Source organism: Massilia sp. Leaf139 (assembly GCF_001424165.1).
Taxonomy (GTDB): domain Bacteria; phylum Pseudomonadota; class Gammaproteobacteria; order Burkholderiales; family Burkholderiaceae_D; genus Telluria.
The window spans coordinates 314849-339295 of sequence record NZ_LMOJ01000024.1 but is presented as its reverse complement, the minus strand read 5'-3'; the positions used below and the strand labels follow the sequence as shown (position 1 = coordinate 339295).

The 24447-nt window shown below is 64.6% G+C and carries 18 protein-coding genes; 7 read left to right on the top strand and 11 right to left on the bottom strand.

The annotated features are described in order from the left end of the window. Positions 1-11 precede the first annotated feature (11 nt). Positions 12-1088 (bottom strand): phospholipase A, encoded by a 1077-nt coding sequence (locus ASF77_RS17275; RefSeq protein ID WP_056341958.1) that lies wholly within the window; start codon positions 1086-1088, stop codon positions 12-14. A gap of 165 nt (positions 1089-1253) precedes the next feature. Continuing rightward, on the bottom strand, positions 1254-1973 hold the full coding sequence (locus ASF77_RS17270) for a pseudouridine synthase (protein WP_056341955.1): 720 nt from the start codon (positions 1971-1973) through the stop codon (positions 1254-1256). A 241-nt stretch (positions 1974-2214) separates the two neighbouring features. Here ASF77_RS17270 and ASF77_RS17265 point away from each other — a divergent pair, with 241 nt between their 5' ends. Then, on the top strand, positions 2215-2505 hold the full coding sequence (locus tag ASF77_RS17265; RefSeq protein ID WP_056341953.1) for a hypothetical protein: 291 nt from the start codon (positions 2215-2217) through the stop codon (positions 2503-2505). Positions 2506-2962: 457 nt separating this feature from the next. Here ASF77_RS17265 and ASF77_RS17260 read toward each other — a convergent pair whose 3' ends face one another. The 4 genes from ASF77_RS17260 to ASF77_RS17245 all read right to left on the bottom strand — a co-directional run bounded on the left by ASF77_RS17260 (position 2963) and on the right by ASF77_RS17245 (position 6107). Further along, positions 2963-3955 (bottom strand): S49 family peptidase, encoded by a 993-nt coding sequence (locus tag ASF77_RS17260; protein ID WP_056341948.1) that lies wholly within the window; start codon positions 3953-3955, stop codon positions 2963-2965. A 40-nt stretch (positions 3956-3995) separates the two neighbouring features. Continuing rightward, complete coding sequence (locus tag ASF77_RS17255) at positions 3996-4400, bottom strand: Rieske (2Fe-2S) protein (protein ID WP_229445472.1); 405 nt, start codon at positions 4398-4400, stop codon at positions 3996-3998. Beyond that, entirely contained in the window at positions 4397-5056 is a 660-nt protein-coding gene (locus tag ASF77_RS17250) for an HAD-IIIA family hydrolase (protein ID WP_056341944.1), read from the bottom strand. Before ASF77_RS17250 ends, ASF77_RS17255 begins: the two co-directional genes overlap by 4 nt. Before the next feature lie 70 nt (positions 5057-5126). Beyond that, positions 5127-6107 carry an RluA family pseudouridine synthase gene (locus ASF77_RS17245; protein WP_056341942.1) on the bottom strand — a complete coding sequence of 327 codons (981 nt, stop codon included), beginning with the start codon at positions 6105-6107 and terminating at the stop codon, positions 5127-5129. A gap of 658 nt (positions 6108-6765) precedes the next feature. Here ASF77_RS17245 and ASF77_RS17240 point away from each other — a divergent pair. The 4 genes from ASF77_RS17240 (at position 6766) to glp (ending at position 14299) form a co-directional block, all read left to right on the top strand. Further along, positions 6766-9885, top strand: a complete 3120-nt coding sequence (locus tag ASF77_RS17240) for an Rne/Rng family ribonuclease (RefSeq protein ID WP_056341939.1) — start codon at positions 6766-6768, stop codon at positions 9883-9885. 69 nt (positions 9886-9954) lie between these two features. Then, entirely contained in the window at positions 9955-11286 is a 1332-nt protein-coding gene (gene chrA / locus ASF77_RS17235) for a chromate efflux transporter (protein ID WP_056341936.1), read from the top strand. After that, positions 11279-12388: a GTP 3',8-cyclase MoaA gene (moaA, locus tag ASF77_RS17230; RefSeq protein ID WP_056341933.1), complete on the top strand. Its 1110-nt coding sequence runs from the start codon at positions 11279-11281 to the stop codon at positions 12386-12388. Before chrA ends, moaA begins: the two co-directional genes overlap by 8 nt. 33 nt (positions 12389-12421) lie before the next feature. Next, the gene (gene glp / locus ASF77_RS17225; protein ID WP_056341930.1) at positions 12422-14299 is read left to right on the top strand and encodes a gephyrin-like molybdotransferase Glp; all 1878 of its coding nucleotides are present in this window, start codon (positions 12422-12424) and stop codon (positions 14297-14299) included. A 36-nt stretch (positions 14300-14335) separates the two neighbouring features. Here glp and ASF77_RS17220 read toward each other — a convergent pair whose 3' ends face one another. The 5 genes from ASF77_RS17220 to ASF77_RS17200 form a co-directional block, all read right to left on the bottom strand. Further along, complete coding sequence (locus ASF77_RS17220) at positions 14336-14887, bottom strand: transposase (protein ID WP_229445471.1); 552 nt, start codon at positions 14885-14887, stop codon at positions 14336-14338. A gap of 157 nt (positions 14888-15044) precedes the next feature. After that, positions 15045-16364 carry a DNA recombination protein RmuC gene (gene rmuC, locus ASF77_RS17215; RefSeq protein WP_056341918.1) on the bottom strand — a complete coding sequence of 440 codons (1320 nt, stop codon included), beginning with the start codon at positions 16362-16364 and terminating at the stop codon, positions 15045-15047. Next, positions 16364-16753 (bottom strand): group II truncated hemoglobin, encoded by a 390-nt coding sequence (locus ASF77_RS17210; protein WP_056341916.1) that lies wholly within the window; start codon positions 16751-16753, stop codon positions 16364-16366. Before ASF77_RS17210 ends, rmuC begins: the two co-directional genes overlap by 1 nt. A gap of 54 nt (positions 16754-16807) precedes the next feature. Beyond that, entirely contained in the window at positions 16808-19342 is a 2535-nt protein-coding gene (locus ASF77_RS17205) for an ABC transporter permease (RefSeq protein ID WP_056341913.1), read from the bottom strand. Positions 19343-19354: 12 nt separating this feature from the next. Next, a complete protein-coding gene (locus tag ASF77_RS17200; RefSeq protein ID WP_056341911.1) occupies positions 19355-20377 on the bottom strand; it encodes an adenosine deaminase in 1023 nt (340 codons plus the stop codon). A gap of 634 nt (positions 20378-21011) precedes the next feature. Between ASF77_RS17200 and ASF77_RS17195 the strand changes: the two genes are divergently transcribed. Next, positions 21012-22934, top strand: coding sequence for a PrkA family serine protein kinase (locus ASF77_RS17195; protein ID WP_056341908.1), 1923 nt, complete (start codon positions 21012-21014; stop codon positions 22932-22934). 226 nt (positions 22935-23160) lie between these two features. Beyond that, the gene (locus ASF77_RS17190; protein WP_056341906.1) at positions 23161-24432 is read left to right on the top strand and encodes a YeaH/YhbH family protein; all 1272 of its coding nucleotides are present in this window, start codon (positions 23161-23163) and stop codon (positions 24430-24432) included. Positions 24433-24447 lie beyond the last annotated feature (15 nt).

Genomic DNA, 24447 nt, shown 5'->3' with positions numbered 1-24447 from the left:
TGTAGTGCAGGTCAGAAAGTGCCGAGCATGCCCAGGCCGATCGAGCGCTGGAAATAGTTGTAGTCGATCAGGCTCTGGCCATAGCCGGCGAAGGCCTGAGCGTAGCCCTTGAGGTTGCCGGCCAGCGGGAAGGCCCAGCCGGCCTGGATCGCGCCGCGGTTGGTGTGCAGGTTGTAGCGCAGCGTCGACGAATAGATGTGGCCGTCGCGGCGGTAGGCCAGCGCCAGGTCGCCGCGGCCCATGTAGTCGACCAGATCCGGGTTGTCGTCCTCGTTGGCGTTTTCGTTCAGGCGCTTCCAGACGCGGCCGGTGGCCGAAAAACCATCCTTCTCGATGCCGAACTGGGCATAGATCCGGTTCCAGCTGCGCGACAGCATGCCCGACTGGCCATTCGACTGGTGGTTCAGGCCGAGGCCGGCATGGGTGATCTTGACGCCACCCAGTTCCAGCTTGAGCGGCACGATCGCCATTACTTCCGGCTGGTAATTAGTCTCGCGGAAAGGGCTGGAAGCCTTGCTGTTGGCGGCCTGCCAGAAGCTATTCTGGGTATAGCCGAACCACAGGTCGACCGGTTTGCCGAAGGCGCCTTCCATCATCTTCAGCTTGAAGCTGAGCTGGTAGGCGAGTTCGCCCTTTGACAGGTTGATGTCCTCGCCGGCCAGTTCGCGGAAGACCTCGTAGGGCTTGTCGTTCGGACGGTAGGTACGGGTCGCGATCAGGTAATTCGCATGGTGCGGACGGAACTTGAAGACGCCGCGGCGATACGGTTGATCGAGTTCCCAATGGTCGAACTGGCTGAACTTGGCGCTGCTCTCGGCCGACGGCTGGGCGGTGACGACCGCGACCGTCGCGGTGGCAGGCGCGGCGCCGGCGGCCGGGTTGGCCGGATCGACCGCCGGGTTGACGACGACGGCGGCCTCGGTACGCGGCGCCGGCGTGGCGGCCAGCTTGTCGAAGCAGGCCAGGCGCAGGGTGTTGTCGCCGATGTTGGCGCAATCGGCCAGCACCTTCGGCGCATCTTGCGCGGCCGCGTTGAAGGAAAACAGCAGGGGCAGGGATAACAGGAGGGGGCGAGTGGAATACGGCATAGTGAACGGGGATCGGTTGCGAAAATACGCCGTCGCGTCCGACTGCACATGCGCGCCGACCACGATCTGACGCGAGTCAATACGTATTGTGACTAAAACCGCAATTTTCCGTCGCACGTATGCGGTCTGCATGCCTGAGGACGGCCCCAGGCATGCAGTACGGGTTCAGGTCGAGGGCACCAGCAGATCCAGCTGCGCCTGCTCCAGGAAGCACCACTCTCCTTCCTTGATCCCCAGCGATTCCAGCGTAAGCCCGCCGATCGCCGAGCGATGCAGGGCGCTGCAATGGTTGCCGGCGGCCGCCAGCATGCGCTTTACCTGATGGTATTTGCCCTGCTCCAGCACGATCTCGATGCCCTTGTCGCCGCGCGCGACGCAGGACACGGCGCGCAGCGGCGCCGGTTCGTCGTGCAGCTGCACGCCGTCCAGCAATTGCGCCACCAGCTCGGGGGTCACCGGCTCGGCGGTCGTGGCCTGGTAGACCTTGGGCACGTGGCGCTTGGGCGAGGACTGGGCGTGGATGAAGGGGCCGTCGTCCGACATCAGCAGCAGACCGGTGGTGTCGTGGTCGAGGCGGCCGACCGGCTGCACGTCGCGCCAGCCGAACTGTTCCGGCAACAGGGTCAGCACGCCCGGATGGTGGCTGGGTTTGCGCGAACACTCGAAATTGGCGGGCTTGTACAGGGCGATGTAGACGCGCTCGCGGTATACCCATTCCTCGTCGAAGACGGTGAGCACCAGGCCGTCGGTTTCGACGCTCAGTTTGTAGTTGTCGACGATGTCGCCGTTGACGGCAACGTCGCCGTCCTCGATCAGGGCGCGGCAGTACTTGCGGGTGCCGAAGCCCTGCGATTGCAGGATGCGATCCAGGGATAATTTACTCATGGGCGAGACTTTAACAGAAGGGGCGCGCCTTCCACAAAAGCGGCCAGCTTTACACAAGGGCCGGGCCAATGGCGGGAACGGACTGTTGCCCTGAGGATCGTAACCATGCGTCCGTTTGCGCTAGATCAATCGTAGCGGGAGATCCATTGATAGACTTCAACTCCATTAGGAATCGACCTACAGCGTGTCCGGAATCGATGAGGAAGCGCTAGGACTAATTACTCAACAAAAAGAGGACAACATGCAAGCATTGAAATTCACGCCACACGATGCCCCCCGCCCTGCCGTCGCTTCCGCGTCGCTCCGGTCGGCGCGTCTCGCGCTGGCGCGTTCGCAGTGCGCCCAGTTTCCCACCCGCCTGGCGCTGGCGCGCTGGACAAGCAGCGGCAACCTGCCGCACCTGAGCGGCCATGGCCGCCCGCCCCTGCGCGCCGCCTGGTTCGCCCGCGCCCAGCGCGACTTCCAGGCCTGGCTCGAGCAGGGGGGATTCGTGCAGCATGACGAAGAGACGACCGAGGATGAGGCGGCGTGAATGCGCGCGGCGGGTCGAGCTTAGGATAGCCGGCTTCACCCGAAACTATATGCTCACGCTGTCGATGCGCCGCCCACGCGTTCAATGCACAGACGCGTACCACAGAAGTTCAGAAGATCGTTGAACGCGTGGGCGGCGCGTCCGCAGCGTCAGCGCATCAGCCTGAGTGGAGCCGCCCACCCTACTTATGACCTTGGCTCATTAATTCGTGCCGATTCATCAATCCCACGCATAAATGAAAACGACGGCTTACGCCGTCGTTTTCGTTTCCCAGAAAGGACTGTTGCTATGAGGAATTGAATTCTCTCGAAAACCGCACGTATGCGGATGGCTGTGTCACCAAACTTTGAAGGATTGCGAACAGGTTGGCACGTGTTATTGATCGCCCCTCCTGGAAAGAACTACAAGCTTCACTATAGTGCATATTGCGGAACATTCAAGGACATATTGAGCATAATCAGTTAAGTTTAGGAAGTGTCGTGCGGGACATTGCCTTCATCGCACCCTCACCCACCGAAGCGCCGAATTTCTTCAGCACTCTTTCTGGCAAGCCTTCGTGCGCGGTGTAGTCGACGATGTCTTCGGCCTTGACGATGTCGCGCGCCACCGTGTCGACTGTGCCGAAGCCGTCAGCCAGGCCCATGTCGACGGCTTTCGCACCCGTCCAGTACAGGCCCGAGAACATGTCCGGCGTTTCCTTCAGCCGCGTGCCGCGGCCGGCGCGCACCACTGTGATGAATTGCTGGTGGATTTCGTTGAGCATTTCCTGGGCGTGGGCGCGGTGCTTGTCCGACTGCGGGCTGAACGGGTCGAGGAAGCCCTTGTTGGCGCCGGCCGTCAACAGGCGCCGTTCGACGCCCAGCTTTTCCATGGTGCCGGTGAAGCCGAAGCTGTCCATCAGCACGCCGACCGAGCCGACGATGCTAGCCTTGTTCACATAGATGCGGTCGGCTGCGGCGGCGATGTAATAGCCGCCCGAGGCGCAGATCTCGTCGACCACGACATACAGAGGCTTGTCGGGATAGCCGCGTTTCAGGCGCCGGATCTCGTCGACGATGATGCCCGCCTGCACCGGACTGCCGCCGGGGCTGTCGATGCGCAGCACCACCGCGGCCGAGCCGGCGTCGGCGAAGGCCTTGTTCAGCGACGGGATCACATTGTCGGCCGCGCCGCTGCCTTCTGCTTCGATTTCGCCGTTAATTTCGATTAACGCCGTGTGGCGGCCGAGGTTTTCGTCGTCGCCTCCCAGGCTGATGTCGAAATAAGTCCACAAGCCGGCGATGATGACGATGAGAAAAGCCAGCCTGAAGAAGATGCTCCAGCGCCGCGCCGCGCGCCGCTCCTTGATCGTGGCGAACACAAGTTTTTCGAGCGTCTCGCGCTCCCAGTTGCCCGCCGTGGGATCGGCGGCAAACCGGCCTTCGCCGTCGTTGTTGATGTTCTCGCTCATTACGGTTTCTCGAGGCCCCGTGAATTAAAAGAATGCTGTTTTAGTTGGTGGAAATCGGCGGGCTCATGCGCTCGTCCGGTTGCCAGTACACCTTGCCGCCCTCTTCGCGCACTGCGATCGGTCGCAGCTTGCCGCCACGGCAAGGGCCGCCGGCGCAGGCGCCCGTGTCGGGCCGGTAGACGGCGCCGTGCGTGGCGCACATCAGGTATTCCCCGCCCGACTCGAAAAACTGGCCTTGCACCCAGTCCAATTCCATCGGCACATGGACGCAGCGGTTCAGGTAGGCATAGGCCGTGCCCCGGAACCGTACCACGAAGCCGACCGCCTCCTCGCCAAACACGGCGACCGGAAAGCGCACGCCCGCTCCGCCGTCGACCAGCGCGGCGGAATCGCAGATCAATATCTCGGGCAGCGCAGCGGGCTTCGGGCTCACATGCGGGCTCACGCGTACTCGGCCAGCCAGGCGTGCAGCTCGACCGCGCTTTTCGCCGAATAGAGCGGACGGCAGGCTTGCAGCTGATCGACCGGATGGGCGCCATACTCCACCGCGATGGCGGCGGCGCCGGCGTTCTTGGCCATCAGCAGGTCGTGGGTGGTGTCGCCGATCATCACCGTGCGCCGCATGTCCTGGCCCAGTTCGCGCGTCAATTCCTGCAGCATGGCCGGATGCGGCTTGGAAAAGGTTTCGTCGGCGCAGCGCGTGGCGTCGAACATCGACAACAAGCCGGCCGCATTCAGCGCCCGGTTCAGGCCGACCCGGCTCTTGCCGGTAGCCACTGCCAGGAAATAGCCCTGCTGGCTAAGTTCGCTCAACATCTCGCGAACGCCCTTGAACAGCACTAGTTCATGGTCTTTGGTGAGGAAGTGATAGCGGTAGCGCTCGACCATGCGCGGGTACATTGCCGCCGGCATGTCGGGCACGGCCGCCTGCATCGCTTCCGGCAGCGCCAGTCCGATGACATGGGCGGCGGCCGCGTCGCTCGGCACCGGCAGGCCGACGTCGCGTGCGGCTGCCTGGATGCACTTGACGATGGCGACCGTGCTGTCCATCAGCGTGCCGTCCCAGTCGAATACGATCAGATCAAATTGCTTTCTTGGCATTTCATCCGGCGTTTTACCGGCTCCTCGTTATTGTGCGTAACGTGTGGACGGCAAGCCATCCACACGACATTTAATTCATTGCCTGCCCCAAGCTTAACAAGAAACGATCGCATTCCGCTGGCAAGGGTGCCTGCAGGGTCAGCGGTTTGCCCGTTTCCGGATGCGTGAAGGTGATCTTATAGGCGTGCAGGAACATGCGCCGCAGGGCGCCGCGCGTGGCATCGGCCTTTTGCAATTGCTTGTTCAGGGCGAAATCGCCATATTTTTCGTCGCCCAGGATCGGAAAACCGCTCGACGCCAGGTGCACGCGGATCTGGTGCGTCCGTCCGGTCTTGAGTTCGGCTTCCAGCAGGGCGAAACTTTCCCATTTGCGCAGCAGGTTGAAAATCGTGTGCGATTCCATACCGCCCGCCTGCACCACCACGCGGCGCTCGCCGTCCGGCGTCGAAAACTTGTGCAGCGGCAACTTGACGTGCTGGCGCTTGTTGATCCAGTCGCCGGCCACGGCCGCCAGGTAACGCTTGTCCGTGTGGCCGTCGCGCATCTGCTCGTGCAAATTGGTGAGCGCCGAACGCTTCTTTGCCAGCAGGAGCAGGCCCGAGGTTTCGCGGTCGAGGCGGTGCACCAGTTCCAGGAACTTGGCATCCGGCCGCGCCGCGCGCAATTGCTCGATCACACCATACGAGACGCCCGAGCCGCCATGCACGGCCACGCCGGCCGGCTTGTCGATGACCAGCAGGTGATTGTCCTCGTGGACGATCTTGAATTCGGCGCCCGGCACCGGCGCGGTGTGCGTCTTTTCAGCCAGGCGGATCGGCGGAATGCGCACCAGGTCGCCGGCGGCGAGACGGTATAACTGGTCGATGCGGCCCTTGTTGACCCGGACTTCGCCGGAACGCAGGATGCGGTAAATGTGGCTTTTCGGTACGCCCTTGCAGACGCGCAGCAGGTAATTATCGATGCGCTGTCCAGCTTCTTCTTCGGTGATCGTGACGAAAGTTGCTGCTAACGCCTGTGATGAAGGGGGAACAACATCGCTTTGCATCTTCATTTGGATTGTCTTCCCAGAAATTCTCTCTAAGTCCTTCATTTTGAATATATAATCGACAGGCGGCGGTCAAACCTCTGCAGGTGTAAGAATTAAAACGATATTTTACACAGGGGCACGCTCCATCGGCCCCGCAGGCTTGCAAATTCGATGGAAAAAACGTGTACGCACATTCCTGCGCAGTTCAAGGTTGCACCGCAGTTGTAATCGGATCGCGTGCAGGAGTGCCGGATTGGATTGTTTGGAACTGTAAGGATAAGTACCGGAAAGCTTCCCAACGAAGCTCGCCGGTTAGATGGTGTCGATAACGCTTGTCGTTTCGCCCGATTGTTGCAGGCCTCATCCCCAAGGCTCGCGCGGCAAGGCTGATTCCATCGCCTGTCGCCGCAGCCCAGGTTTGGTCGCTATAAACGGTCTGGCTGGTTTTGTGCGCATTGCCTCCACCTTGACGTGCCGCTCGGGATGAGCGGCCCAGGTAGGGCGTGCCCTCGGCATGACGATTGATTCCATGCGCCCTGTTGCGGCAGCGAGTTGTATGCATCGCTCTGCCGCACGCCCGGGCATACCCCCCTCCAGCTCTCCCCTCCCGCGTATGTCCCTGTAGTTGCGCCGCCCTGGCAAGGCGGCATGGAACGGCCCACGGGTCGCGGAGTTAATAAAAATGAAACGCATGTTGTTTAACGCTACGCAGCAAGAAGAGTTGCGCGTAGCAATCGTCGATGGCCAGAAACTGATCGACATCGATATTGAAACGGCCGGACGCGAACAGCGCAAGTCGAATATCTACAAGGGTGTCATCACCCGCATCGAACCCTCCCTCGAAGCTTGCTTCGTCAGCTACGGCGAAGACCGCCACGGCTTCCTCCCCTTCAAAGAAGTTGCCCGTACTTACTTCCGCGAGGGCGTCGACGTTCGCAATGCCTCCATCAAGGAAGCCCTGCGCGAAGGCCAGGAAATCATGGTGCAGGTCGAGAAGGAAGAGCGCGGCAACAAGGGCGCGGCCCTGACCTCGTTCATCTCGCTGGCCGGCCGCTACCTGGTGCTGATGCCGAATAACCCGCGCGGCGGCGGCGTGTCGCGCCGTGTCGAAGGCGAAGAGCGCCAGGAACTGCGCGAGACGATGGACAAGCTGGACTTGCCGCAAGGTATGTCGGTGATTGCCCGCACCGCCGGCATCGGCCGCAACGTCGAAGAACTGCAGTGGGATCTGAACTACCTGATGCAACTCTGGCGCGCCATCGAAGGCGCCGGCAAGTCGGCATCGGGCGCCTTCCTGATCTACCAGGAAAGCTCGCTGGTCATCCGCGCCATCCGCGATTATTTCCAGCCTGACATCGGCGAAGTCCTGATCGACACCGACGAGATCTACGACCAGGCCCAGCAGTTCATGAGCCACGTGATGCCCGACATGGCGCACCGCGTGAAGCGCTACAGCGACGACGTGCCGCTGTTCTCGCGTTTCCAGATCGAACACCAGATCGAAACCGCCTACGCACGTACTGTGCCCCTGCCATCGGGCGGCGCGATCGTCATCGACCACACCGAAGCGCTGGTCTCCATCGACGTCAACTCGGCGCGCGCCACGCGCGGCTCGGACATCGAGACCACCGCCTTCAACACCAACTGCGAAGCGGCCGACGAAGTGGCGCGCCAGCTGCGCCTGCGCGACCTTGGCGGCCTGATCGTCATCGACTTCATCGACATGGAAGTCGCCAAGAACCAGCGCGAAGTCGAAACCCGCCTGAAGGACGCCCTGCACCACGACCGTGCACGCGTGCAGATGGGCAAGATCTCGCGCTTCGGCCTGATGGAACTGTCGCGCCAGCGCCTGCGTCCGTCGCTGTCCGAAGGCTCGCACGTGACCTGCCCGCGCTGCTCGGGTACCGGCCACATCCGCGACACCGAATCCTCGGCCCTGCAAGTCCTGCGCATCATCCAGGAAGAGGCGATGAAGGAAAACTCGGCCACGATCCACGTGCAAGTGCCGGTCGACGTCGCCGCCTTCCTGTTGAACGAAAAGCGCGGCGAAGTCCTGAAGATCGAGAACCGCCACCGCATCACCGTGATCCTGGTGCCGAACAAGCACCTCGACACCCCGCACTACAAGCTCGAGCGCATCAAGCACGACGATCCGCGCCTGGAAGAAGCGCCGTCGAGCTACACGCTGGCCGAGACCGCCGAAACCGACATGGCTTACAGCAAGCGCCAGAAGGAAGAAGCCAAGCCGCGCCAGGAAGCCATGGTCAAGACCATCACCCCGGCCCAGCCGGCGCCGGTGGTCGACCGCAGCGAAGCGGCGAAACCGGCCAAGCCGGTCGAGGTGCCGGTCGCCCCGGTGCAGATTGCGCCTGCTCCGACCGGCTTCTTCGGCAAACTGAAGAGCTTCTTCTTCGGTGCACCGGAACCACTTGCTCCGGCGCCGGTCGTGGCCGAGCCGGTCAAGCCGGCAGCCCCGGCGCCGGCCGAGCGCGGCGAGCGCAATGGCCGTGGCCAGCGTACCCGGAATGGCCGCAATGAGGGCCGCAACGAGGGCCGCAACGGCAAGTCCGAGCGCAGCCGCGAAGACCGCGAAGGTCAACGCGAAGGCGTGAAACCCGGCGTCGACGAGACCGTCAAGGCAGCCGAGCAGGAAGGCAAGCCGGCACGCGCACCGCGTCCGCCGCGCGAGCCGCGCGCACCGCGTGAAGCCCGCGAAGGCGCCGAGGCCGCCGTGCAGGCGCCACGCGCCGAACGTGGCGAACGCGCCGAACGTCCGGAGCGTGCCGAGCGTCCGGAACGCGCACCGCGCCAGCCGCGCGAACGCGCCGAGCGCCAGCAGCCGCTCGAGACCAAGCTCGACGAAGTCAACGTGACGGCCATCCCGACGCCTGAATCGGACCTGTCGACCACGACGCCGCACGGCGACCAGCTCGAGCACGCCGTCAAGGCCGTGACGAGCACCGGCCCGCAGGGTGAAGAGATCGACGGCGAAGGCGGCGACGAGCCGCGCCGCCGCCGCCGCCGCGGTGGCCGCAACCGTAACCGCCGCGACCGCGACGGCAGCGAGATCGAGGCAGGCGAACACGGCGAGAACGAAGGCACGCCGGCATTCATGCCGGTCGCCGACGAGGAAGCCGCCAAGGTCGCCGCCGCCGAGAAGAGCAGCCGTGGCCGCGGCCGCGGCGAAGGCCGCCAGCAAGCCGCCAAGCAGGCGCCATGGCCGTTCCCGACCGCCGCCTCAGTGGCAGCTGCCTCGGCCGCGGCGCAAGCCAAGGCAGCCGCTGCGGCTGCACCGGCCGCTGCCCCGGCGCCTGTAGCACAGCCGGTGCCGTCGTTCGGCGTGCCGGCAGCGACCAGCCAGACCTGGTTCTTCCCGACCGCCGCCTCGATCGCCGCGGCCCAGCCGAAACCGGCCGCCAAGCCGGTGCAGGCTGCCCCGGCGGTTGCTGAAGCACCGGCCCCTGAAGCACCGGCCGCTCAGGCACCAGTTGCTGAAGCACCAGCAGCCGAGGCGCCAGCTGTCCAGGCTGTGGCGCCTGTCGCTGCGCCAGCTCCTGCACCTGCGCCAGTCGCCGCGGCACCTGCGCCTGCTCCGGCAGCGCCGGCAGCGCCGGCCACGGCCGACCTCGCCGAAGCCCTCGGCGCCGCCGGCCTGACCCTGGCCTCGACCGATCCGGAAAAGCTGCGCGCAGCCCAGGAAGCGGCCGCCCAGGCAACCGCACCGGTACGCGTCGGCCGTGCCCGCAAGCCGGCGCCGAAGCTGGTCGACGAGCCGCTGATCCAGGTCGATACGCGCCAGTGATCGATTCTGTCTGTTGACTGAAAAGGGAAGCCGCGCGCTTCCCTTTTTTTATCGCCGAGTTCTCCACCCATGACCGATCAACCCGCCCCCGTCAGTCTGCGCACCGCCTTCCTCTACTGGCTGAAACTCGGCTTCATCAGCTTCGGCGGCCCGGCCGGGCAGATCGCCCTGATGCATAGCGAATTGGTCGAACGGCGGCGCTGGATTTCCGAAGGCCGCTTCCTGCATGCGCTGAACTACTGCATGCTGCTGCCCGGCCCGGAGGCGACGCAACTGGCCGTTTACATCGGCTGGCTGCTGCACCGCACGCGCGGCGGCATCGTCGCCGGCCTGCTGTTCATCCTGCCCTCGCTGCTGCTCCTGACCGGCCTGGCCTGGATCTATCTCGCCTACGGCCACCTGACGCTCGTCAGCGGGATCATGAACGGCATCAAGCCGGCGGTGGTGGCGATCGTGCTGGCCGCCGCCTGGCGCATCGGCAGCCGCACGCTGAGGAACGGCATCCTGATCGGCATCGCGCTCGCCGCCTTTGTCGCCATCGCTTTCCTCGGCCTGTCCTTTCCGCTGATCGTGCTGGCCGCGGCCCTCTGTGGCGTGCTGGGCGCGCGCCTGCGTCCGCAAGCCTTCCAGCCCGGCGGCGTGCAAGCACATCACACGCAAGCCGCTGCGCTCCGGCCGCGCGCGCTCATCGACGACGACACCCCGACGCCCGTCCACGCCCGCTTTTCGCGCACGCGGCTGCTCGCCGTGGTGTCCGTCGGCGTCGGCCTGATGCTGGCCTGCTGGCTGCTGCTGGCCGGCTGGGGCGGCAGCCAGGGCACGCTCGCGCAGATGGGCTGGTTCTTCAGCAAGGCGGCCCTGCTGACCTTCGGCGGCGCCTATGCCGTGCTGCCGTACGTGGTGCAGGGCGCGGTCGAGCATTACGGCTGGCTCACGGCGCCGCAGATGATCGACGGCCTGGCCCTGGGCGAAACCACGCCCGGCCCCTTGATCATGATCGTCGCCTTCGTCGGCTTCGTCGGCGGCTGGACGCATGCCGTGTTCGGCGCCGCCCTGCCCTGGCTGGGCGGCATCGCCGGCGCATTCGTGGCCGCCCTGTTCACCTTCATTCCATCCTTCGTGTTCATCCTGGCCGGCGGCCCGCTGGTCGAGTCCACGCGCGGCAACCTGCGCCTGACGGCACCGCTGACCGCGATCTCGGCGGCCGTGGTCGGCGTGATCGCCAGCCTGGCGCTCTACTTCGGGCGCGAGGTATTCTTCGCCGGCGGCGCAGCCCAGCCGCAGGCGATCGTGATCGGCGTACTCGCCGCGGCGGCCCTGCTGCGCTTCAAGGTCGGCACGATCGCCTTGCTGGGCGCCTGTGCGTGCGCTGGCCTCGTGCTATCGTATTGGCATGTCTGAAAAAATCATCAAGCTGCACGACCTGCGCGCGCCCGCGCTGGCCGTCCCGGCAGCACCCGTGGCGCCCGCCGGCCTGCTGACCGATGCCCTGTCGCGTCCCTTGCACGACCTGCGCATCTCCGTCACCGACCGCTGCAATTTCCGCTGCGTGTACTGCATGCCGAAGGAAGTGTTCGGCAAGGATTATCCCTACCTGCCGCACGGCGACCTGCTCTCCTTCGAGGAAATCACGCGCGTGGCGCGCATCTTCATCGCCCATGGCGTCGAGAAGATCCGCCTGACCGGTGGCGAGCCGCTGCTGCGCAAGAACCTGGAACACCTGGTGGCGATGCTGCGCGCCCTGCCGACGCCATCGGGCCGCCCGCTCGACCTGACCCTGACCACCAACGGCTCGCTGCTGGCAAGGAAAGCGCGCGCGCTGAAGGAGGCAGGCCTGGATCGTGTCACGGTCTCGCTCGACGCGCTCGACGACGCCGTCTTCAAGCGCATGAACGACGTCGACTTCGCGGTGGCCGACGTGCTGGCCGGGATCGAGGCCGCGCATGCCGCCGGGCTGGGACCGGTGAAGGTCAACATGGTCGTCAAGCGCGGCACCAACGACGACCAGATCGTGCCGATGGCGCGCCATTTCAAAGGCTCGCCCACCATCCTGCGCTTCATCGAATACATGGACGTGGGCGCTTCGAACGGCTGGAACATGGACGAGGTCGTGCCCTCGGGCGAAGTGGTGCGGCGCATCGGCGCCGAGCTGCCGCTGGTGCCGGTCGGCGCCAACTACAAGGGCGAAACAGCCGCGCGCTGGCGCTATCTCGACGGCGGCGGCGAAGTCGGCGTGATCTCGAGCGTCACCGGGGCCTTCTGCAAGGATTGCAGCCGCATGCGCCTGTCGACCGAGGGCAAGCTGTACACCTGTCTGTTCGCCACCCGCGGCCACGACCTGCGCACCCTGCTGCGCGCCGGCCACGACGACCTGGCCATCGGCGGGGCGATCGCCAACCTGTGGCGCGGCCGCACGGATCGCTATTCCGAGACGCGCACGGCCGATACGGCGGGCCTGCCCCAGGGCGCGCGCAAAGTTGAAATGTCCTATATAGGCGGATAACCCAGTGGCGGTTAAGCTAAACACGCAAAGACAATGACAGAACAAGCATCGATCAGCGGGTTGATCCTCGCCGGCGGACGCGGCACGCGCATGGGGCAAGTCGACAAGGGGCTGCAGCCCTTCCGCGGCAAGACCATGGCGGCGCACGTGCTGGAACGGCTGGCGCCGCAAGTGGCAAGCGTGGCCGTTAACGCCAACCAGAACCTGGACACCTATGCCGCACTCGGCGTGCCCGTGTGGCCCGACGATCTATCAGGCTTCGCAGGGCCGCTGGCCGGCATGGAGACCGGGATGCGGCGCTGCCAGACCGAGTTCCTGCTCACCGCGCCCTGCGATTCGCCCTTCCTGCCGCCCGACCTGGCAGCGCGCCTGCTGGCGGCGCTGCGCGAACAGGATGCCGACCTCGCCTTTGCCGTGACCCAGGAGCCGGGACAGCGGCCGCAGCCGCATCCGGTGTTCTGCCTGGTAAAAGCTTCGCTGCTGCCGATCCTGTCGAGCTACCTACGCGAAGGCGGCCGGCGCATGGACGGCTGGTACAAGGATGTGAAGGCGGTCGAGGTGCCCTTCGAGGATGCCGATGCCTTCCGCAACATCAACACCCTCGACGAGCTGCACAGCCTCGATACCGCGCGCGCGCCACGGCTGGCCGACGTCACGAGCTGCTTGTCAAGCTACGACCCGGACGCGCTGCCCGTAAAAGACGCGCAGCGCATCATCCGCGACTTCGTGCAGCCCGTGCAGGCCGTCGAGCAGGTGGCACTGCGCGCCGCCTTGGGGCGCGTGCTGGCGCGCGACATCGTCTCGCCCATCAACGTACCGGCCCACGACAACTCGGCGATGGACGGCTACGCCTTGCGCGGCGCCGACCTGCCCCAGGACGGCCAGGTGCGCCTGCGCGTGATCGGCACCGTGTATGCGGGCAAACCGACGGGGCTGGTGCCGCAGGCCGGCGAATGCGTGCGCATCATGACGGGCGGCGTCATGCCCGAGGGCTGCGACAGCGTGATCCCGCAGGAATTCGTGGCCGAGGAAGGCGAGGAATCGATCGTCATCGCGGCCGGCGTGCTGAAACCGGGCGACAACCGCCGCTTCGCCGGTGAAGATCTCAAGGCCGGCAGCGCGGCCCTTGCCGCCGGCAAGATCATCCGTCCCGCGGATCTCGGCCTGGTCGCTTCGCTCGGCATCGCCGAAGTGCCGGTGCGGCGCCGCCTGCGCGTGGCCTTCTTCTCGACCGGCGACGAGCTGCGCTCGATCGGCCAGGCGCTCGACGAGGGCAGCGTCTACGACAGCAACCGCTACACGATCTACGGCATGCTGCAGCGCCTCGGCTGCGACATCATCGACATGGGCATCGTGCGCGACGACCCGGCCGCGCTCGAAGAAGCGCTGCGCAGCGCCTGCGAGAACGCAGACGCCATCGTGACCTCGGGCGGCGTCTCGGTCGGCGCGGCGGACTACACCAAGCAGATCATGGCGCGGCTCGGCGACGTCACGTTCTGGAAGATCGGCATGCGCCCCGGCCGCCCCCTTGCCTTTGGCCGCATCGCCTCGAACGGCCACAACGCCTTCCTGTTCGGCCTGCCGGGCAACCCGGTGGCGGTGATGGTCTCCTTCTACTTCTTCGCCCGCGACGCCCTGCTGCGCATGATGGGCGCCGACGCGCCCCTGCCCCTGCTGCGCGCCCGCTCGGTCGGCGCCATCCGCAAGAAATCCGGCCGCACCGAATACCAGCGCGGCATCCTGGCGCAGGGCGAGGATGGCGTGCCGCAGGTACGCATCACCGGCTCGCAAGGCTCGGGCATCCTGCACTCGATGTCGGAGGCGAATTGCATGGTGGTGCTGCATGATGGGCAGGGGAATGTCGCGGCCGGCGACATGGTCGATGTATTAATGTTCGAAGGGCTGGTGTAGGGTGGGCGCCCTGTGCCCACCATTATGAGCGTCTACTTATTCCATCCACATCGACCGCGCCAGCTGCGACCCACCCCAATCCGGCGCATAGACTCCTTCCCGCACATACCGATCAAATGTCGAAAACGGCCAGCTCGCCGCACTTTCGGCATGCCCATGCCGCACGGGATTGAAATGGACGTAATCCATGTGCGTTTCGAAATCGCGCTCGTCGCGTATCTGATGTTCGTAAAACCGGCGCTGCCAGATGGCGGCGTCGCGGTGCTTGATGCGTGAGGTAGTGGCCGTTCCGGCCAAGGGCGTTGCAACGCCGGCAAAGCGCGATACCGAATTCTTGATGAGTGCCCAGCGGGTCGAGTAATCCACGTCACCGTCCGGCAGGGTCCAGATGCAGTGCATGTGGTCGGGCATTAATACCCAGGCGTCGATCCGGAATGGTCTTGTGGTGCGCACGTTTTCCAGCGCCCGGCGCAGTGCAGAGCGCATCGGCGGCAGGCACAGGATCGGCTGCCGACGGAAGGTCACCAGCGTAAAGAAATAGGTGGAGCCGGTACGAGCGCGACGGTATTGGGGCATGGTGGCGCGCATTGTAGAGTGCGCGCGCAGCGGTCAGGTACGGAGCAGGAAGAACGATGAGGCACGTCAACGCGTCGTTTCTGGTGGGCACGGGGCGCCCACCCTACAGCTGGTGTGATCGTCGGATGATCGCCCCCGCGGCACCAAGGCACAATCCATCGCAGACGCGTTATTCGTCGCGTTCGATTTCGGGGCCAAGCATCAGCTGCGCCGCCTCGCTCGGCAAGGCCTCCACCGATTTGAGTTTCCTCGCCATTTGCCGGCTGCGCACTTCGGCGTTCTCGATGTTCTTGGCGGCCTTTTCCAGGGTCAGCTTGGTCGCAGCGAGCACGTCGCCGAACTTGCCGAACTCGGTCTTGACGGCGCCCAGCACCTGCCAGACTTCCGAGGAACGCTTTTCCAGTGCCAGCGTGCGGAAGCCCATCTGCAGGCTGTTGAGCAGCGCCGACAGGGTCGAGGGGCCGGCGATCGTGACGCGCAGACTGCGCTGCAGGTCGTCGGCCAGGCCGGGGCGGCGCATGACTTCGGCATACAGGCCTTCGGTCGGCAGGAACAGGATGGCGAAATCGGTCGTCTGCGGCGGCGAGACGTATTTTTCGCAGATCGTCTTGGCCTCCAGGCGCACCGCGCGCTCCAGTTCGGTGCCGTAGCGGGCCACGCCCTCGGCGTCGGCGCGGTCTTGCGATTCGATCAGGCGCTCGTACTGCTCCTTCGGGAACTTGGCGTCGATCGGCAGCCACAGCGGCGCACCGCCGTCGACCACGCCCGGCAGCTTGATCGCGAACTCGACGCGCGCGTTCGTCCCCGCCACGGTCTCGACGTTCTTGGCGTACTGGTCGACGGTGAGCACCTGCTCGAGCAGCATCTCGAGCTGGACTTCGCCCCAGGTGCCGCGCGTTTTCACGTTGGTCAGCACGCGTTTCAGATCGCCCACGCCGATGGCCAGCTGCTGCATTTCGCCCAGGCCCTGGTGCACCTTTTCCAGCCGCTCGGAGACCTGGCGGAAGGATTCGGTCAGGCGCGTTTCCAGCGTCGTGTGCAGCTTCTCGTCGACCGTCTGCCGCATCTCTTCCAGGCGCTTGGCGTTGTCGACCTGCAGGTCGCGGATCTTGTGTTCGAGCGTGGCGCGCACTTCCAGCATGCGCTGCGCGTTCGATTCGGTCAGGTTGGCGAGCGTCTGCTGCAGCGTGTCGGCGAAGCGTTTCAGCGAACGCGCCTGCTCTTCGCGCCCGCCGGCCGCGTGCAGCTGCATCTGCTGGCGCATGCTGTCGAGTTGCTGGGCGGTGGCGCCCTGGTGCTGGGCCATGTGGCCGGCCAGTTCCTGGCGCGTGGCCTGGGCGCTGTGCTGGAGTTCCTGGCGCAGTTCGCGTTCCAGGCGTTCGAAGGCAAGCGCGCTGCCGTCGCTGCGTCCGCGAAGTAACAGCAGCACCTGCAGGGCGATCACGGTCAGCACCGCGGCCAATAACAATGCAAATTGGAGAGTGGACATCAGTCGGCCTTGTTGCGCATCCAGTCGGCGGTCTGGTAGAAGGACTGCATCAGGCGCATGCGCAGATCCTCGTCCATGCCGATGTCTTCCATCGCCCAGGCCATCGCGCGCAGCCATTGATCGCGCTCGCTCGTGCCGATGCCGAAGGGCAGATGGCGCGCGCGCAGGCGCGGGTGGCCGTGGCGCTCGACGAAGAGGTCGGGCCCGCCCATCCAGCCGGACAGGAACATGAAGAGTTTTTCGCGCGAACTGTCGTTCGGCTTGGGGTGCAGGGCGTGGATGCCGGCGAATTCGGGCTCCAGCTCCATCAGGTCGTAAAAGCGGTCGACCAGTTCGCGCAGGCGCGCTTCGCCGCCGATGATTTCGTACAGGGTTTGGTTCTCGGACATGGCAGCATCATACCGTAGGGTGGGCACTCCGTGCCTACCCTACGCTGAGGATCCTTAGCCTGCTTCGCGCAGCGTCTGCAGCGGCGGCTGGCGCAGCACGCTGCGCAGCCCCAGCCAGCCGCCGATCAGCGCGCAGACGGCGCCGACCACGATCCCGGCCAGCCATACGCCCGGCTCGAAGATCCACGGGAACTTGAACTGGTAGGTCGCCAGCGCCCAGCCCAGCAGCGCCGCGCCGCTCGCCGCCAGCAGGCCGGCCAGGCCGCCCACGAGCACGAACTCGATGCGCTGCGCCTGGGCCAGCTGCTTGCGCGTCGCGCCCAGTGCGCGCAGCAGGCCCGCTTCGCGCGTGCGCTCCGACTGCGATCCCATCAGGGCCGCGTACAGCACCAGCACGCCCGAAGCCAGCGTGAACAGGAACAGGAATTCGACGGCGACCACGACCTGGTCGACCACGTCCTGCACCTGGCGGATGATGCCGCTGACGTCGATCACGGTCAGGTTCGGGTAGGTTCGCGCCAGCGAATTGGCCAGGCTCGCGCCCTGCTGCGCCAGGTGGAAGGCCGTCATGTAGGTCGCCGGGGCATTGGCCATCGCGGCCGGATTGATGATGACGAAGAAGTTGGCGCGCATCGAGCCCCATTCGAGCTTGCGCAGGCTCGTCACCTTCGCATCGACCACGTTGCCGGCCATGTCGAAGCGCATCACGTCGCCGAGCTTCAGTCCCAGGGTCTTGGCGATGCCCTGCTCCACCGAGGCTTCGGACACGCCCGGCGCATCGGCATACCACTTGCCGGCGACGATGTCGTTGCCCTCCGGTGCCTGGGTTGTGGTGGAGAGGTTGAACTCGCGGTTCGCCAGGCGCCGCGCGTCGTCGCTGGCATAGGTGTCGCGCGTGACGGGCTTGCCGTTGACGGCGGTCAGGCGGCCGCGGATCATCGGATACAGCACCGGGCTGTCGACGCCGGCGGCGGCAATGCGTTTTGCCACATCGTCCTTCTGCTCGGGCAGCACGTTGATGACGAAGCGGTTCGGCGCGTTTTCCGGCGTGGCGCGCTGCCAGGCCGCGACCAGGTCGCCGCGCACCACGGTCAGGAGCAGCAGCGCCATCAGGCCGAGCGCCAGCGACACCACCTGCACGATGGTGGCGCCGGGCCGGCGCTGCAGCGAGGTGACGGCAAAGCGCCAGCCCTGGTGCGTCGAGATGCCGCGCAGGCGGCGCAGCAGTTTCAGGCCCAGCCAGGCGACCAGTGCGAACACCGCGAAGCCGCCGAGGAAGCCGCCCGCCGTCAGCAGCGCCAGCTTCGGATCGCCCGCCTGCCACAGCAGCAGCGCGAGGAAGACGCCGATGCCGAGGCCATAGGTGGCCAGCGCCATCGGCTGCGGCGCGGCCTGCTCGCGGCGGATGACGCGGTTGTGCGGCACGTTCCGTAATTGCAGAACCGGCGGCAGCGCGAAGCCGACCAGGAGCAGCATGCCGGTGGCGATGCCCTGCAGCGCCGGCAGCATAGACACCGGCGGCAGATCCGGCGGCAACAGCGTGCCGATCAGCTGCAGCAGCACGAAGTGCGCGCCGAAACCGACCAGCACGCCGATGATGCTGCCGGCCAGGCCGACCAGTGCGAATTCGATCAGGTACATGGCGCCGACGGCATTTTGCGTCATGCCGAGGCAGCGCAGCATGGCGCAGGCGTCGAGGTGGCGCTGCATGAAGCGGCGCGCGGCCATGGCGACGGCGACCGCTGCCAGCATGGCCGACAGCAGGCCGACCAGCGAGAGGAAGCGGTCGGCGCGGTCGAGCGTGGCCTGCATCTCGGGGCGGCCGTTCTCGATCGACTCGATGCGCACGCCCTTGACATTGTCCTGGGCGATGCGCGCGCGCAGCCAGGTTTCGAAATCGCGCACGCGCGCCAGGTCGTTGTTCGACGGCGCCGATACCAGCAGCTTGTAGGTGACGCGTGCAAAATCGTCGACCAGGCCGGTGGACTTCAGGTCGGGCAGCGCCAGCATCACGCGCGGCGCGAAGTTGGCGAAGGAAGCGCCGCGGTCCGGTTCGGCCGCCACCAGCTGGGCGATGGTGAACTTGCGCTCGCCCACCTGCAGCGCGTCGCCGACCTTGACGTTCAGCGCCGGCAGCAGGTTGGCGTCGACCCAGACCGTGCCTGGCGCCGGGATCGCATTCGCCGCCGTGCCGCGCGCGGCGCTGGCCTGATCCGGGTCGGTGGTGATGCGCAGCTCGCCGCGCAGCGGATAGCCGTTCGAGACGGCCTTGATCGAGGCCAGCTGCGCCTGCGAGTTCTCGCCTTCTCCGCCCTGCGCCATGCTGGGGAAGGTGACCGTGTCGGCCAGCAGCAGGCCGCGCCGCGCGGCTTCCTCGCGCCAGGCCGGACGCACCGGATTGTCGCTGTTGACCAGCAGGTCGGCGCCTAGCAATTGGTTGGCGTCGCGCGCTAGTCCCGCGCGCATGCGGTCGATGAAGAAGCCGACCGAGGACAGGGCCGACACGGCCACGATCAGGGCCACCAGCAGGAAGCGCAGTTCGCCCGCGCGCCAGTCGCGCGCAGTCATGCGAAGGGACTGCATCAGCATCGTCTGCTCTCTTTAGTTGGTGACGGGGACGGGCGCGGCGAAGAAGGCGTCGACTTCGGCGAGGAAGGCGCGCTTCTGCTCGGGGCCGAGGAAGGCCGCGCTGAAGCTGTTGCGGGCCAGCTGCTGCGCATGCGAGGCGTCCAGCGGCAGCGCCTCGAACGCGGCGACGAAATTATCGTTCATGTAGCCGCCGAAATAAGCCGGATCGTCCGAATTGACGGTGGCCGCCAGTCCCTGGTCGAGCAGGGTGCGCAGGTTATGGCTGCCCATCACGTCGAACACGCGCAGCTTGATGTTCGAGAGCGGGCAGACGGTCAGCGCCATCTGTTCGCGCACCAGGCGCTCGACCAGTTCCGGGCTTTCCAGGCAGCGCACGCCATGGTCGATGCGCTCGACCTGGAGCACGTCGAGCGCGCTCTCGATATAGTTAGGCGGCCCCTCCTCGCCCGCGTGCGCGACCAGGCGCAGGCCGAGCTGGCGCGCGCGTTCGAACACGCGTGCGAATTTTTCCGGCGGATGGCCCACCTCCGAGGAATCGAGGCCGACGCCGATGAACTTGTCGCGATGCGGCAGCGCTTCGTCGAGCGTGGCCAGGGCTTCGTCTTCCGACAGATGGCGCAGGAAGCACATGATCAGGGTGGCGCTGATCGGGCCTTCCTGGCAGGCGCGCCAGATGCCGTTGATGACGGTCTCGAAACGCACGCCGCGCGCGGTGTGGGTCTGCGGATCGAAGAAGATCTCGGCATGGCGCACATTGTCGGCGGCGGCACGGGCCAGGTAGGCGGCCGTCATGTCGTAGAAGTCCTGCTCGGTCAGGAGCACGCTGGCGCCGGCATAATAAATATCGAGGAAGGATTGCAAATCCGAGAAAGCGTAGGCCTGGCGCAACGCTTCGACCGATGGATAAGGGAGTGAGACGCCGTTCCTTTGCGCTAGCGCAAAGATCAGTTCCGGCTCGAGCGAGCCCTCGATATGGATGTGCAATTCGGCCTTCGGCATCTGTTCAATGGTCTGGCGCAGCTGCTCGTTCAGCATGGATGTTCTCCGTCAAAGGCGGTTTTTCAAGGCAGGGCCGATAAGTGTACCGCATGCCGCCACGGCTCAGTTTTCATTGGATAATGCGGCGAAAAACGCCCCCTTTCGCGTGCGCCGCCGGCCCGCCGGATCGTGCACTATCGATTCAGTGCTTTTGTCATCCCAACAGTACAGGCGTGTTGCAATATCCATACAGCACGCATAAAGCATTCTTCTCTCTCAGCCGTTCTAGTACTGCGGAAAGAGCGAATAGAATATTGATTATCGTGAATAATCAACGGCTTACACGCTTACACGCAAACGCGTGAACCTGCTTTGACTTCGGGAACTAATAGGCACATAATAAATTTCAGAAACATAAAAAGACCCTGCATCCACGGGACAGCCGGCCACAAGCCGGTTCAAAAAACATTCCGCCTGAGCCGACGCGCGCGTCGCGGCGCTACCAGGACGACCCGCCTAACGGGTGGAGCTTCGCGATACCATCGCGAGCGGCCGTGGCCAGCGTGGCCGCAGCCGGCGCGCCAGGTCGACGAAGTATCCGTATAAACGTCAAGAAAATCGGGCCTTGGGCAGTCGATGCATATCGCCTGTCGTGACAGTGATCGTTGTTAGCAAACTAAAGGACACGCACATGACCATTTTTGACAACTACGCAGCCCGTTACGAGCGCACCCGTGAAGAGGAATATTCCCTGTCCGAGTATCTTGCCCTGTGCAAGAAGGATCCGCTGACCTATGCCAGCGCGCCGGAGCGCATGCTGGCCGCCATCGGCGAGCCGCAGCTCGTCGATACCCGGCTCGATCCGCGCCTCTCGCGCATCTTTGCCAACAAGGTCATCAAGATCTACCCTGCCTTCCGCGAGTTCTACGGCATGGAGGAAGTGATCGAGCAGGTCGTCTCCTACTTCCGCCACGCGGCGCAAGGGCTGGAAGAGCGCAAGCAGATCCTGTATCTGCTGGGGCCGGTCGGCGGCGGCAAGTCGTCGATCGCGGAAAAGCTGAAACACCTGATGGAACAGGTGCCCTTCTACGCGATCAAGGGTTCGCCCGTGAACGAGTCGCCGCTGGGCCTGTTCAACGAGGACGAGGATGGTGTCATCCTCGAGGAAGACTACGGCATCCCGCGCCGCTACCTGCGCTCGATTCCGAGCCCGTGGGCCGTCAAGCGCCTGCACGAGTTCGGCGGCGACATCAACAGGTTCCGGGTCGTCAAGCGCTACCCCTCGATCCTGAAGCAGGTCGCCATCTCGAAGACCGAACCGGGCGACGAAAACAACCAGGACATTTCCTCGCTGGTCGGCAAGGTCGACATCCGCAAGCTCGAGGAATATTCGCAGGACGATCCGGACGCCTACAGCTATTCCGGCGGCCTGTGCCTGGCGAACCAGGGTCTGATGGAATTCGTCGAGATGTTCAAGGCGCCGATCAAGGTGCTGCACCCGCTGCTGACGGCCACCCAGGAAGGCAATTACAAGGGTACCGAGGGCTTCGGCGCGATTCCCTTCGAGGGCATCATCCTGGCGCACTCGAACGAGTCGGAATGGAAGACCTTCCGCAACAACCGCAACAACGAGGCTTTCCTCGACCGGATCTATATCGTCAAGGTGCCGTATTGCCTGCGCATCTCCGACGAGATCAAGATCTACGATAAATTGATCCGCAATTCGTCGCTGGAAAAGGCGCCCTGCGCGCCGGGCACGCTGCGCATGATGGCGCAGTTCGCGATCCTGTCGCGCCTGAAGGATCCGGAAAATTCCAGCGTGTATTCGAAGATGCTGGTCTACGACGGCGAGAACCTGAAGGACACCGATCCCAAGGCCAAATCGCTGCACGAATACGTCGACTATGCCGGGGTGGACGAAGGCATGAACGGCCTATCGACGCGCTTCGCCTTCAAGATCCTGTCGAAGGTGTTCAACTTCGACAATACCGAAGTGGCCGCCAATCCGGTGCACCTGCTGTATGTGCTGGAGCAACAGATCGAGCGCGAGCAGTTCCCGCCCGAACTCGAACAGCGCTACCACTCCTACATCAAGGAGCACCTGGCGCAGCGCTATGTCGATTTCATCGGCAAGGAAATCCAGACCGCCTACCTGGAAAGCTATTCGGAATACGGCCAGAACATTTTCGACCGCTACGTCACCTTCGCCGACTTCTGGATCCAGGATCAGGAATTCCGCGATCCCGACACGGGCGAGAGTTTCGACCGCGAATCGCTCAACGCCGAACTGGAGAAGATCGAGAAGCCGGCCGGGATTTCGAATCCGAAGGATTTCCGCAACGAGATCGTCAACTTCGGCCTGCGCGCCCGGGCGACCAACGGCGGCAAGAACCCGGCCTGGACCAGCTACGAAAAATTCCGCACCGTCATCGAGAAGAAGATGTTTTCGAATACGGAGGAACTTCTGCCGGTTATTTCGTTCAATGCCAAGGCGAGCGCCGAGGATGCGACGAAGCACGCCGACTTCGTCAACCGCATGGTCGAGAAGGGATATACCGCCAAGCAGGTACGGCTGCTGTGCGAATGGTATCTGCGCGTGCGGAAGTCGTCGTAAGGAGAGTGGAAGCGGGCGGCGCAGGCGTGCCGCCCATTCAGCTCCATCCAATGCTTGCCCGCATCGAAAGCGTCGCCTCGCGGCGCATCAGCCATCGATTCGCGCGTTTTTGACCACCCTGCCAGCCGTGCGCCCCCCCGCTTATGCACGCTGCGTATTAAGATAGGGGGATCGCGCGGCGCGTTTTTCCGCAGCGATCCGCAGCGGTTTTAACAGGAGGCATGTTTTGACTTACCTCATCGACCGACGCTTGCAGGGCAAGAACAAGTCCGCGGTGAACCGCGAACGCTTCCTGCGCCGCTACAAGGCGCAAATCAAGGACGCGGTCGGCCGCGCAATCAAGGGCCGCTCGATCACCGACATCGAGAACGGCGAAAAAGTCTCGATCCCCGTCAAGGACGTCAACGAACCGCACTTCGGCCATGCCCATGGCGGCGTGTGGGAAACGGTCAATCCCGGCAATACCGAATACCAGAAAGGCGACCAGTTCAACCGGCCGCGCAGCGGCGGCGGCGGTTCCGGCCGCGGCCGCGCCGGCAACAGCGAGCAAACGGTCGAGGACGACTTCATCTTCGAACTCTCGCGCGAAGAGTTCATGAATTACTTCTTCGAAGACCTCGAGCTGCCGAACATGGTGAAAACCCAGCTCACGCAGACGATCGACTTCAAGACCCAGCGCGCCGGCTACAACGTCTCCGGCACCCCGTCGAACATCCACGTGCTGCGTTCGCTGCGCGGCGCGCTCGGACGGCGCATCGCCGTGGGCGGCCCGAGCCGGCGCGCGGTGGGCGAATTGCAGCAGGAACTGCAGGCGCTGTACGATGCCGAGGTTCCCGAGGACGATCCGCGCGTCGTCGAACTGAGAAAGAAGATTCACCACCTGCACACGCGCATCAACGCGATCCCCTTCATCGACCCGTTCGACCTGCGCTACAGCAACCGCATCAAGGTGCCGAAGCCGAGCACCCAGGCGGTAATGTTTTGCATCATGGACGTGTCCGGGTCGATGGACGAAACGCGCAAGGACACCGCCAAGCGCTTCTTCATCCTGCTCTACCTCTTCCTGAAACGCGTCTACGAGCGCATCGACGTCGTCTTCATCCGCCACCACACGGCCGCGGCCGAAGTCGATGAGGACGAATTCTTCCACTCGCGCGAGTCGGGCGGCACCGTCGTCTCGTCCGCCCTGCATCTGCTGCAGAAGGTGATCGGCGAGCGCTATTCGAGTTCCGACTGGAACGCCTATGTGGCCCAGGCCTCCGACGGCGACAATTGGGACAACGATTCGGTGCTGTGCAAGCAGCTGCTGGATCACGGCATCATGCCGAAAGTGCAGTACTACACCTATGTCGAGATCACCGACGGCCCCCCGCAGAACCTGTGGGAACAGTACACCGAGGTCGCTGCCCACCATGCCAACTTCGCGATGCAGAAAATCGTGACGCCGGCCGACATCTACCCGGTCTTCCGCGAACTGTTCAAGAAGCAGCCCAAGTAAATAGAGGGCACGCAT